We start from the raw sequence: 12,239 nt of genomic DNA, 5'->3' as shown, positions 1-12,239 counted from the left end.
GATTTCAGAATGGCGCTCGCCCTGGGCACTTTCCCAAAGGCTCACAGCGTGGCCGGAATCCGTATTACCCTCCAGCCATGACCACCGAACAGCTGACGGCGCCGGGGGCGTACCCGGGCCTGCACCTCACCCTGCACGAGGGCGGCATTCTCGACATCGTCATCCGCAGCGGGAAGACCCTGGGCAGCGTGAACGCAGAAGCGCACCGAGCACTCACCTCCATCTGGCGCGACATCGACGCGGCAACAGGCATTCGCTGCGTCCTGATCCGCGGCGAGGGGCGGGCCTTCTCGTCGGGCGGTGACTTCACCCTGATCGAGGAGATGAGCCAAGACTTCACCGCTCTCGCCCGCGTGTGGCGCGAGGCCCGCGATCTCGTCTACAACGTCATCAACTGCGGCAAGCCCATCGTGAGTGCCATCCACGGCCCCTGCGTCGGCGCGGGACTGGCGGTGGCGCTGCTTGCGGACGTGAGTGTGGCGGCCAAATCCGCTCGGCTGCTGGACGGCCACGTCCGGCTCGGGGTCGCGGCGGGAGACCACGCGGCGATCATCTGGCCCCTCTTGTGCGGGATGAGCAAAGCCAAGTACCACCTCCTCACCGGTGAACCCGTCTCCGGCGAGGAGGCCGAGCGCCTCGGTCTGGTGAGCCTGTGCGTGCCCGACGAGGAACTTTTGGACCGCGCGTGGGCCGTCGCGCGCCGGCTCGCCGCGAGCAGTCCGAGCGCCGTGCGCTGGACCAAGTACGCCCTCAACAACTGGCTGCGGATGATGGGCCCCACCTTCGACACCAGCCTGGCCCTGGAATTCCTGGGCTTTACCGGCCCCGACCTGCGCGAGGGCCTCGCCAGCCTGCGCGAGAAGCGGGAGCCGCGCTTTCAAGAGGACGCGCCGATCTGAGCCGTAAGGCCTGAGGGGAAGCTTGTCCCTTAGGCCTCCTTCTGTCTCCTCCCGGGGAACGCCCGCGCTCTTCCCGCTTCCTGCGCGTTATTGTGGACCGAAAAACTTCACCTTCCGGGAGGACCCCACCATGACGATGAACCCAAGCCCCAAGCAACCCGTTCGCGTGGCGGTGACCGGCGCCGCCGGGCAGATCGGCTACAGCCTGCTCTTTCGCATCGCGGCGGGCGATATGCTGGGCAAGGACCAGCCGGTGATCCTGCAACTGCTGGAGATCACACCCGCCCTCAAGGCCCTCCAGGGCGTCGTGATGGAGCTGCGCGACTGCGCCTTCCCACTCCTCGCCGATATCGTGACGAGCGATGACCCGCTTGTGGCCTTTCAGGACGCCGACTATGCGCTGCTGGTCGGCGCGATGCCGCGCAAGGCGGGCATGGAGCGTGGCGACCTGCTGGGCGCCAACGGCGGCATCTTCAAGCCGCAGGGCGAGGCGCTCAACCGGGTGGCAAGCCGGGACGTGAAGGTGCTGGTGGTGGGCAACCCTGCCAACACCAACGCCCTGATCGCCCAACAGAACGCGCCGGACCTGAAACCCGAGCAGTTCACCGCGATGGTGCGCCTCGATCACAACCGCGCGATCAGCCAGCTCGCCGAAAAGACCGGGCAGCCGGTGAGCGCCATCAAAAACGTCACCATCTGGGGGAACCACTCCTCTACCCAGTACCCCGACCTCTCGCAGGCGACGGTGAACGGCCAGCCTGCCCTCGACCTGGTGGACCGGGCGTGGTACGAGCAGGAATACATCCCGACCGTCGCCAAGCGCGGCGCGGCGATTATCGAGGCGCGCGGGGCCAGCTCCGCCGCGTCCGCTGCCTCCGCCGCCATCGACCACATGCGTGACTGGGCGCTGGGCACGCCCGAAGGCGAGTGGGTCAGCATGGCGGTGCCCAGTGACGGCTCCTACGGCATTCCCGAGGGCCTGATCTATGGCTTCCCCGTCCGCACCCGCAACGGCCAGTACGAGATTGTTCAGGGCCTTGAGATCAGCGACTTTAGCCGCGGGAAGATGGACGCAACCGCCCGGGAACTCGAAGAGGAACGCGAGGAAGTGCGCAAGCTCGGCCTGGTGCCGTAGGCGCGGAAGACAGGGGGCAAAGCGCCAGGACGGGCTTTGTCCCCTGTTGACAGTTCCGGAAGGTCCCGCTAAAGTAAGCAAGCCTGAAACGCGCCCCTGCCCGGGCGAAGCCAAGGAATGCCGAGGTGGCGGAATTGGTAGACGCACTAGTTTCAGGGACTAGCGCCGCGAGGCGTGTGGGTTCAAATCCCATCCTCGGCACCAGAGAAGCCCCCGCTTGTGCGGGGGTTTTTGCTGCCGGGAGGGTCTGCTCGCAGGCCCTAGCCCCGCCCCCGCGCCACCGTCTGTGCATAGACCTCCTCTAGGGCGGCGGCCCGGGTGGGCAGGTCGTACTGCGCCGCGCTCGCCCGCGCCCCGGCTTGCAGGGCGGGCAGGCGGGCGGGGTGCAGCACGTTCAGCAGGCCGTCAGCGAGCGCCTCCGGGTCTGCTTCCCGCACCGTGCCGTTCACGCCCTCCTGCACGAGGTCGAGGGCGGCGGGGCTACGGGCGGCCACCAGCGGGGTACCCGCGGCGAGGGCCTCGATCATGCTCATGGGGAGTACCTCGGACGTGCTTGCGGTAAGAAAAGCGTCCGCGGCGGCCAGGGCTTCGGGCACGCGGGCATAGGGCAGGGGGCCAGTAAAGGTGACACCCTCTGGGGCCCCGACCCGCGCCGCCTCACGGCTGGGACCGTCACCCACGACGAGCAGGCGCAGTGCGGGGCGGGCGGCGCGGGCCTGCGCAAAGGCGCGCAGCAGTCCTTCGAGGTTCTTTTCCGGGGCGAGGCGGCCGAGGTACATCACGAGGGGCGTATCCCTCGGCACGCGATGCTCAGCACGAAAAGCGTCGCCCCTCGCCTCCCGAAAAGCGGCGAGGTCCACCGGATTGGGGAAGAGTTCCACCTTGCCCATAAAGCCGTAGGCGCGCAGCATCTCCACCATTGCGCGGCCGGGAGCCAGCACCGCGTCCACCCGCCGGGCAAAGGCCGCGACATGCGGGCGCAGCATCGCGCGGCCTACGCGGCGCGGCATGGGCGCGTAGTGCAGGTACTGGTCATACTGCGTGTGTGCGGTAAAGACCACCGGAGCGCCCGAGAGCCGCGCCCACTTCAGGGCCAATTGCCCGGCCAGAAAGGGGTGCATCGTGTGCAGCACGTCCAGATCCCGCAGCGGCAAGCGCGCCGTGAGGCGTGGCCCCGGCGCGAGCATCACCGGATAGTCGGCCGGTGCCCCCAGAACGCGCGCGCCGGCAAAAGAGGAATTCAGGCGGTAGACTCCCTCCTCCGGGCCGCTTGCCTGGGGATGGCGGGGGGCAAAGACCCGGACTTCGTGCCCCCGGGCGCGCAGGCCCCGGACATAGAGCGCCGTACTCGTGGCGACGCCGTTTCGCGACGGCAGATAGGTGGCGGTGACGATCCCGATACGCACGGCTTCCGGAGTGTACCCTTCCGCCGACGACCAGGCCGCTATCCTGGCTCACATGACTGGCCCGCATTCGGCTGCCCTTCCCCAGATCATCCCCTGCGTGGACATCCAGTCGGGCCGCGCCGTGCGCCTGTACGAGGGTGACCCCGACCGCGAGACGGTGTACTTCGAGTCCCCACTCTCGGCCGCCCGTCACTGGGCTGCGCTCGGCGCGGAGCTGGTGCACCTGGTGGATCTCGACGCTGCCACCGGACGCGGCGAGAACCGGGCCCTGATCGAGCAGATCACCGCCGAACTCGGCGTACCGGTGGAGGTGGGGGGCGGCATTCGCGACCGCAGGGCCGCCGAAGACCTCCTGCGGGCAGGGGTGGCGCGCGTGGTCATCGGCACTGCCGCTGTCAAGAACCCCGAGCTCGTGCAGGAGCTGATCGGAGCCCACGGCCCGGAACGGGTGGTGGTAAGCCTCGACGCGCGCGGCCTGGAGGTCGCCATCCACGGCTGGGCCGAGGGCAGCGGCCGGCACGTGGCTGAATTCACGCCCCAGCTCGCGGCTGCGGGCCTAGAAACCCTGATCTTTACCGACGTCACCCGCGACGGCACCCTCAGGGGCCTTGACCGCGACCTGATGCGCCAGGTGCGCCGGCTCTGGACGAATACCCTCATTGTGGGCGGCGGCGTCGCCACCCTGGACGACGTGCGCCTGCTGGCCGAAGAAGGCATCCACGGGGCGATTGTGGGCCGGGCGATCTACGAGGGAACGCTGCCGTATCCGGTCAAGGGGCTCTGAGGGCAGCCCGCTCCAAGATACCCGGTTCCTCCAGAACAAGACTTCGCCAACCCACTCACCACACAGAAACGCGGCGGCAGGCTCCCCCACCCCAGACCCTACTTGCGCCGCACCTGCTTTCGCCCCTTCCAACCCAGCAGCCTCAGCACAATCACCGCTGGAATCGCCAGCACGGCGGTGACGGCATTCCACAGGGTCTGACCGATGCCGGGCACCACGTCCTGTGGGGTGGACGTCTGGACGTGGAAGGTGCGGTCCTGGGCCGGAGCACGGCGCAGCCAGGGCAGGTGCACGCGGCCACGGGCATCACGGGGGGCACGGTCAGCGTGCTGGAGGGCCGCTGCCTCCTGACCGCTGGGCGTGGGGTCTATCTCGGCGCCCTTGGCGGCAACGGCCGCCTTCTTGCTGACATTCGCGGCACCGCCCGCGTGGGTGCCGTATTTCTGCGAGTACACCCAGGTCACCTCTGCACCGAAAAAGAAAATCATGCCGCTGTAGTAGATCCACAGCAGGAGCGCCACGAGCGTCCCAGCCACACCAAACACGCTGCTTGTCGCGCTGCGTCCCAGGTAGAACCCGATGGCCACCTGCCCCAGCGTAAAGAGAACGGCGGTGACGGCGCTGCCCACCCAGACTTCGTGCCACTGCAGCTTGACCGCAGGCAGAAACTTGTAGATGGCGGCAAACACCAGGGTGAGCAGCGCGCTTCCCAGCAGCACGGTCCCCACCCGCACGAAAAAGGCGCCGGCTCCAATCACGTCCCCCAACCGCTGGGCGATGGCCGAAAGGTAGGTGTTCAGGGCCAAAAACGCGAGCAGCACCAACCCGATCCCCAGGATCAGCAGAAAGGACACCACCCGCGTCTGCGCGACCTTGAGAAATCCCCCCGGTGGCGGCGGGTCCGCCCCCCACATGCTGCTCAGGGCATCCTGAAGCTGCACAAACAAACCGGTCGCGCCCATAAACAGGGTGACAAAGGCGATCACGGTCGCCCACAGCGAGCCACGCTGAATGCCCTCCTGGTTCTGTACCAGGCTTCTGAGAAACTCGGCGGCCTTCTCACCCAGGTTCTGCGCCACCAACCCCTGCGGCCCGAAGAGGGTCGTGATCACCGCGTCGTTGGTCAGAAAAAACCCTGCGACCGCCACCGCAAAAAGCAGCAGGGGGGCCAGGCTGAAGATGGCGTAGTAGGCGATGGCTGCCGCCAGCCGGGGGGCCTTGTCCTGCCCAAAGGCCAGCGCTGCTTCCCGAATCAGGGTGAACAGGTCCGTGAACCTCATAAAGGCAGTCTACGGGCGGTGCTGAGGCGGCCAGCCCACCCCTGGCCTGGAGTTCCTTCACAGAGCCCGCTCCTCCCCCTGCTAGCCTCTTCCTATGCGTCCGATTCCGGCGGGCTTTACCCAGACCCTCACCGTCACCGTGACCGACGAGATGACCGTGCACTTTGCCGAGCTGGGCCCGGTGCACCCCGTGTACGCGACCTACTGGCTGGCCCGCCACTTCGAGGAGGCGGGCCGCAAGATTATCCTCCCCTTTCTGGAGGAAGGAGAGGGCGGTATCGGGACCGACGTTCAGGTGATCCACACCGCCTCGGCGCTGCCCGGCATGACCGTGACCGTAACCGCCACCTTCGGCGGGATGGAGGGCCGCCGGATTCTGTGCCACCTGCGTGCCGTCTCGGACCTTGGCGACGAGATCGGGTACGGCACCACCGGACAGATGGTGCTTCCCCAGGCGAGGATCAACGCGGGCTTCGCGCGGCTGCGGGAGCGGTGGCACGAGCAGCAGAGGCAAACGAAGAATTCTTGCATTGAGTAAAAATCTTGTACACGCTCCGGAAGAATTGCCGTTCTGGTGGGCTACACTTCGGAGGTTATGCCTGAAGCTCCCCGCGTCTCCCGCTACTATGACGTGAAGCGCGACGAAAACGGCCACCGTTACCTCGATGTGAACGTCACTGGCTTCTCGCTGCTGCATATTCCCCTTCTGAACAAATCCACCGGCTTCACCCGTGAGGAACGCCGCGCGCTGGGCATTGAGGGCCTCGTTCCCCCGCACCACAGCACGCTGGAAGAACAAAAGGAGCGCACCTACCGGCGCTACCTTCAGCAGGCCACCGACCTCGACAAGCACGAGTTCTTGCGGGCGCTTCAGGACCGCAACGAGGTGCTGTTCTACGCGCTTTTTGCGGATCACCTCGAAGAAATGATGCCCATTCTCTACACCCCCACCGTCGGCGAGGCGGTGCGGGTCTTTTCCCATATCTACCGCTACCCGCGCGGCTTCGCGGTCAGCACCGAGGACATCGACCGAGTGGATGAGCTGCTCGAAAACGTGCCCCTCAACGACGTGCGGATGATTGTGGCGACCGACTCAAGCGCCATTTTGGGCATCGGCGACCAGGGCTTCGGGGGCATGGCGATCTCGATCGGCAAGCTCAGCCTGTACACCGTCGCGGGGGGGGTGGGACCGGACAAGACGCTCCCGGTCGAGCTGGACGTGGGCACCGACCGTCAAGACCTGATCGACGACCCGCTCTACCTGGGTGTGCACCACCGCCGCCTCACAGGCCGCGAGTACGATGAGTTTCTCGACCGCTTCGTCGAGGCGACGGTCGCCCGCTATCCCAAAGCGATCATCCAGTGGGAGGACTTCGCGCGCGGCACGGCCTTCCGGGTGCTGGAGCGCTACCGCCGGGTGGTTCCCAGCTTCAACGACGATATTCAGGGCACCGGCGCGATGGCCTTGGCCGGGCTGCTCAGCGCGAGCCGCCTGGGAGGCCGGCGGCTCACCGACCAGACCTTTGTGGTGGTGGGGGCCGGGGCGGGCGGCATCGGCGTCGCGATGGCGATTCGCCAGGGCCTGATGCGTGAGGGCCTGAGCTACGCCGAGGCAAATGCCCGCATCTTTGTGGTGGACCGGTACGGCCTGCTGCTGCACGGGCAGCCCGGCCTGGAAGAACACCAGCTTTCCTTTGCTCGCTTGCCCGCAGACGTGCAGGACTGGACCTGCGAGGGCGAGTGGCCCACGCTGCACGAGACGGTTGTGCATAGCGGCGCGACGGCCCTGCTTGGCCTGACCGGAGTGCCGGGGCTTTTCCAACAGGCGACGGTCAAAGCGATGCTCGCGCACACGCCCCGCCCCATTGTGTTTCCGCTTTCCAATCCTACCAGCAACGTGGAGGCGCAGCCGGCTGACCTGCTGCGCTGGACGGATGGAGCCGCCATCATCGCCACCGGCAGCCCCTTTCCCGACATCGCATATGGCGGCCGGACCTACGCCATCGGGCAGGGAAACAATGCCTTTATCTTTCCGGGTTTGGGCTTCGGAGCGGTGATCAGCCGCGCCCGCGAGATCACGGACGGCATGGTGATGGAGGCCGCGCAGACCCTGGCCGACGAGACAGCGAGGTACGGCGACCGGGTCTACCCGCCGGTGAGCGCGATCCGCGAACTCAGCCTCAAGGTGGCTGTGCGCGTGGCCCGGCAGGCCATTCAAGAAGGCGTCTGTGCCGAGCGCCGCATCCGCAACCTCACGGATGAGGAGCTGGAACACTTTGTGCGCCGCCGCCAGTGGGTCCCAAAGTACCTGCCGCTCAGAAAGGCCGCAGACGCGCGGGACTGAAGGGAAGAAGCCGTCTAGCCCGTTCCCCTCAAGGTGCCCTGCCCCTGGCTAGCCTGAACTATGGCGCACATCTCCCGCTACTACGACGTGAAACGCGACCCCGCCGGGCACCGTTTTCTGGAAGTGCGGGTCACCGGCTTTCCGCTGCTGCACCTGCCACTCCTGAATAAGGGCACGGCCTTTACCGAGGAGGAACGCCGCCTGCTCGGCCTCGAGGGCCTGCTTCCCCCCGGCGTCAGCACCTTGGGGGAGCAAAAGGAACGCGCCTACCTGCGCTTTCGGCAGCAGGGCACGCCGCTGGAAAAACACGCCTACCTGCGGAACCTCCAGGACTACAACGAGGTGCTGTTTTTCGCCCTGCTCGAAGACCATGTCGAGGAGATGCTGCCCATCATCTACACGCCGACCGTGGGCGACGCGGTGCGGGAGTTCTCGCGGCTGTACCGCTACCCGCGCGGCTTTGCGCTCAGCACCGCGCACGTGGGGCGGGTGCGCGAGCTGCTGGACAATCTCCATCAGCAGGACGTGCGGATGATCGTGGCGACCGACTCAAGTGCCATTTTGGGCATCGGCGACCAGGGCTTCGGGGGCATGGCGATCTCGATCGGCAAGCTCAGCCTGTATACGCTTGCGGGGGGGGTGGGACCGGACAAGACGCTCCCGGTCGAGTTGGACGTGGGCACCGGGCGGCAGGATCTGATCGAAGACCCGCTTTACCTCGGTGCTCGCCACCCCCGGCTGACCGGCGAGGCGTATGACGCTTTCCTGGACGCCTTTGTGAACGCCGTGCGGGACCGCTACCCCAAGGCGATCATCCAGTGGGAGGATTTCTCCAAGGACACGGCCTTCCGGGTGCTGGAGCGCTATCGCCGGGTGGTTCCCAGCTTCAATGACGACATTCAGGGCACGGGCGCGGTCACCCTGGCAGGCGTGCTGCGGGCCTGCGCGCTCAAGGGGGAGCGGCTGCGCGATCAGGTGGTCGTGATCCATGGGGCCGGGGCCGGGGGGGCCGGTGTCGCCACCGCCCTCCGTGAGGGGATGCGCCGCGAAGGCCTGAGCGAAGCCGAGATCGCCCGCCGGGTCTTCGTCCTCGACTCGCGCGGCCTCCTGACCGATGACCGCCCGCTGGAGGCGTACAAGCAACCGCTCGCCACGCCGAAGAGCCTCACGGACGGCTGGACCGGAACCGATCTTCTCAGCGTGGTGCGGGAGGCGGGGGCGACGGTGCTGCTGGGCCTCAGCGGACAGGGCGGCATCTTCAACGAGCCCACCGTACGAGCTGTTTACGCCAACACCCCGCGGCCCACCGTCTTCCCGCTCTCCAACCCCACGGCCAACACCGAGGCCCTGCCGGAAGATATCCTGCGCTGGACGGACGGCGCGGCCCTCGTCGCCACCGGGAGCCCCTTTCCAGACGTGACCGTGAAGGGTCAGACGCACGCGATCGGGCAGGGGAACAACGCCTTTATTTTCCCCGGCCTGGGCCTCGCCGCCGTCCTGACCCGCGCCGCAGAAATCACCGACGGCATGGTCGCCGAGGCGGCCTATGCCCTCGCCGACTTCACCGCCCGGACCTTCCCCGACCGCATCTACCCGCCCGTCCAGGCCCTGCGCAGCGCCAGCCGAGCCGTCGCCCTGCGCGTCGCCCGCCAGGCCCTCTTGGAGGGTGTGGCCCGCGAGGAAAAGGTACAGGACCTCAACGACGACGCCCTCGCTGCCTTTATCGAGAGCCGCTTCTGGACGCCGAAGTATCTGCCCTACCGCACGGCGGAGGGGGCCAGCGCCGACCTGAAGTCGCATGCTCTCCCATAGCCATCAGGAACGCCTCCGATCTTCCGAAGGCGTTCCTGATGGTGGCTACTGCTGAAAGCTTCCTTACGCTCCCGGCTGCGCCACGTCCCGTCCCTGGGCCGGGGGAATCACCGCGGGCTGCTCCTCGGGTGCGGGCAGCAGCACCAGGTCAAGCACCTCGCCCACGCGCTCGACAGCGTGGATGCGAAGTTCACCGCGGATGCTCTCGGGCACTTCCTGAAGGTTGGGCTCGTTGTCCTTGGGGATGATGACCTCGCGGATGCCACCCTGGTGCGCCGCGAGCAGCTTCTCCTTCACGCCGCCGATGGGAAGCACGCGGCCCCGGAGACTGATCTCGCCGGTCATCGCCACATCCAGCCGGACCGGGCGGCCCGTGACGGCGCTGATCACCGCGGTTGCGATCGTGATGCCCGCGCTGGGGCCGTCCTTGGGCGTCGCGCCATCGGGGAAGTGCACGTGCAGGTCGAGCTTCTTGTGGAACTCGGGATCCGCGCCGTACTGGTGGGCATGGGCACGCAGGTAGGCAACGGCGGCCTGCACCGACTCCTTCATCACGTCGCCGAGCGAGCCGGTCATGCTGATCTTGCCGGTACCGGGCGTCGCGAGCGCCTCGACGAGCAGCATCGTGCCGCCCACGCTGGTCCAGGCCAGGCCCTGCGCAACGCCGACCTGCGGTTCCTTCTCCATGCGGTCGGGGCGGTGCAGCGGCACGCCCAGATAGGCCGGAATATCCGCCGCATCGATCACCTTGACCCCCTCCCAAGGCTGCTCCAGCAGTTCGCGCGCCGCCTTGCGGGCGAGCTTGCTGATCTGCCGGTCGAGGTTGCGCACGCCGCTTTCGGCGGTGTACTCCTCCACGATACGGTTGAGCGCCGCGTCGGTGATCGTGAGCTTGCCGGTGAGGCCGTGCGACTTGAGCTGCCGGGGCACCCGGTAGCGCCGCGCGATCTCCACCTTCTCAGGCTGGGTGTAGCCGGGGATGTTGATGACTTCCATGCGGTCCAGCAGCGGGCGCGGGATCGTCTGGAGCGTGTTCGCCGTGGTGATAAACATCACCTGCGAGAGGTCGTAGGGCACTTCCAGGTAGTGGTCTTGGAAGGTGTGGTTCTGCTCGGGGTCGAGCACTTCCAGCATCGCGCTCGAGGGGTCGCCGCGCCAGTCGCTGCTCATCTTGTCGATCTCGTCGAGCAGGATGATGGGGTTGACCACACCAGCCGTCTTCATCGCCTGGATGATGCGGCCCGGCATCGAGCCGATGTAGGTCCGGCGGTGGCCGCGAATCTCGGCCTCGTCGCGCACGCCACCCAGCGCCATGCGCACGAACTTGCGGTTGAGGCTGCGAGCGATGCTCTTGCCCAGCGAGGTCTTGCCCACTCCGGGCGGGCCGACCAGCACCAGGATCGGGGCCCGCAGTTCGTGGTCGGTGCTGTCTTCGGCGCTGCGGTCCTTGGCTTCGCCTTCCTGCTCGGGCCGGTGCGTGAGCTGACGCACCGCCAGGAATTCCAGGATGCGGTCTTTGACGTCGCCCAGCGCGTAGTGGTCGGCATCCAAAATCTCGCGCGTGCGGCCAATGTCGAGGATCTCCTGGTCGCGCTTGTTCCACGGCACGTCGATCAGCCACTCGATGTAGTTGCGAACAACCGTGCCTTCGGGGCTGCCGCCGGGCGTGCGCTCCAGCCGCTGAAGTTCCTTGAGGGCCTTGTCCTTCACGGACTCGGGCATACCCGCCGCCTCGATCTTCTCGCGCAGGGCCTCGATCTCGGCGGGGCCTTCCTCACCGCCGCCCAACTCCTTGGAGATCGCCTTCATCTGCTCGCGCAGGTAGTACTCGCGCTGGTTGGCGTCCATCTGCTCCTTGACGCGCCCGGCGATCTTCTTGTCCATGTTGAAGCGCTCGATGTCGCGGGTGAGCAGCTTCAGCACCGTTTCCAAACGGTCACGCACCCCCAGGGCCCCAAGCACCTCCTGCTTCTCTTCGGGCGTCCAGGTGGCGTGGTGCGTCACCTGATCGGCGAGCTGACCGGGGTCCGAAAGGTTTTTCAGGCCCTCAAGCTGGTAGTTATCCAGCCGCAGGTTCTTGTTCTGGCGCTGGTATTCCTCAAAGGCCGCCTTGACCTCCTGGGCCAAGACCTGCACCTCGCGGCTTTCCAGCTCACCGGTGGGCACCCGAACAGGCTGCGTCTCGGCCCGCACCCGCAGGTAGGCTGAGGGCACCTCGTCGAGCACCCGCGCCCGTTCCTGGGCCTCCACCAGCACCTGGTAGGTGTTGTCGGGCATGCGAACGACCTGCTTGACGACAGCCAAAACACCCATGTCATACAGTTCGGCACGGGTAGGATCGTCGGTGCGTGGATCGCGCTGGGTGAGCAGGAGCACGCGGCGGTCACTGGCCTGCGCCTCGTCCACAGCACGCTTGCTCTTGGGCCGCCCCACATCGATATTCATGGTGATGCCGGGCAGAAGAACCATATTTCTGAGGGCCACGACGGGAAGTTCCCAGATCATGCTTGCTCCTTAAAACCGAAACCACACAGGTTCCGGGAAGAGGTGAGACTCATGCGGGGCGCCCACCGCTGGGG

The 12,239-nt window shown here is 66.9% G+C and carries 9 protein-coding genes and 1 tRNA gene; 7 read left to right on the top strand and 3 right to left on the bottom strand.

What is annotated here, in order from left to right; all coding sequences use genetic code 11:
- Window positions 1-77 precede the first annotated feature (77 nt).
- The 3 genes from EI73_RS10190 (at window position 78) to EI73_RS10180 (ending at window position 2,238) form a co-directional block, all read left to right on the top strand.
- Window positions 78-899, top strand: a complete 822-nt coding sequence (locus EI73_RS10190; RefSeq protein WP_034386446.1) for an enoyl-CoA hydratase/isomerase family protein — start codon at window positions 78-80, stop codon at window positions 897-899.
- 130 nt (window positions 900-1,029) lie between these two features.
- Complete coding sequence (locus EI73_RS10185; protein WP_081909001.1) at window positions 1,030-2,034, top strand: malate dehydrogenase; 1,005 nt, start codon at window positions 1,030-1,032, stop codon at window positions 2,032-2,034.
- Window positions 2,035-2,153: 119 nt separating this feature from the next.
- Window positions 2,154-2,238, top strand: a tRNA-Leu gene (locus EI73_RS10180).
- Between the two features lie 56 nt (window positions 2,239-2,294).
- On the opposite strand, the gene EI73_RS10175 is transcribed toward EI73_RS10180, so the two are convergent.
- On the bottom strand, window positions 2,295-3,440 hold the full coding sequence (locus tag EI73_RS10175; protein WP_034386443.1) for a glycosyltransferase: 1,146 nt from the start codon (window positions 3,438-3,440) through the stop codon (window positions 2,295-2,297).
- Between the two features lie 52 nt (window positions 3,441-3,492).
- Here EI73_RS10175 and hisA point away from each other — a divergent pair, with 52 nt between their 5' ends.
- Window positions 3,493-4,224: a 1-(5-phosphoribosyl)-5-[(5-phosphoribosylamino)methylideneamino]imidazole-4-carboxamide isomerase gene (gene hisA / locus EI73_RS10170; protein WP_034388071.1), complete on the top strand. Its 732-nt coding sequence runs from the start codon at window positions 3,493-3,495 to the stop codon at window positions 4,222-4,224.
- Between the two features lie 98 nt (window positions 4,225-4,322).
- On the opposite strand, the gene EI73_RS10165 is transcribed toward hisA, so the two are convergent.
- The gene (locus EI73_RS10165; protein WP_034386441.1) at window positions 4,323-5,504 is read right to left on the bottom strand and encodes a YihY/virulence factor BrkB family protein; all 1,182 of its coding nucleotides are present in this window, start codon (window positions 5,502-5,504) and stop codon (window positions 4,323-4,325) included.
- A gap of 94 nt (window positions 5,505-5,598) precedes the next feature.
- On the opposite strand from EI73_RS10165, the gene EI73_RS10160 reads away from it, so the two are divergent.
- The 3 genes from EI73_RS10160 to EI73_RS10150 are packed head-to-tail and all read left to right on the top strand — an operon-like array spanning window position 5,599 to window position 9,660.
- Window positions 5,599-6,042, top strand: a complete 444-nt coding sequence (locus EI73_RS10160; RefSeq protein ID WP_034386438.1) for a thioesterase family protein — start codon at window positions 5,599-5,601, stop codon at window positions 6,040-6,042.
- 57 nt (window positions 6,043-6,099) lie between these two features.
- Complete coding sequence (locus EI73_RS10155; RefSeq protein WP_034386434.1) at window positions 6,100-7,848, top strand: NAD-dependent malic enzyme; 1,749 nt, start codon at window positions 6,100-6,102, stop codon at window positions 7,846-7,848.
- A 60-nt stretch (window positions 7,849-7,908) separates the two neighbouring features.
- Window positions 7,909-9,660 carry an NAD-dependent malic enzyme gene (locus EI73_RS10150; protein WP_034386433.1) on the top strand — a complete coding sequence of 584 codons (1,752 nt, stop codon included), beginning with the start codon at window positions 7,909-7,911 and terminating at the stop codon, window positions 9,658-9,660.
- A 63-nt stretch (window positions 9,661-9,723) separates the two neighbouring features.
- On the opposite strand, the gene lon is transcribed toward EI73_RS10150, so the two are convergent.
- The gene (gene lon, locus EI73_RS10145) at window positions 9,724-12,165 is read right to left on the bottom strand and encodes an endopeptidase La (RefSeq protein ID WP_034386431.1); all 2,442 of its coding nucleotides are present in this window, start codon (window positions 12,163-12,165) and stop codon (window positions 9,724-9,726) included.
- Window positions 12,166-12,239 lie beyond the last annotated feature (74 nt).

Origin of the sequence: Deinococcus sp. YIM 77859 (assembly GCF_000745175.1) — a bacterium.
GTDB lineage: Bacteria > Deinococcota > Deinococci > Deinococcales > Deinococcaceae > Deinococcus.
Note: the sequence above shows the minus strand (reverse complement) of the source record. Positions and strands in the feature narration are given on the sequence as shown.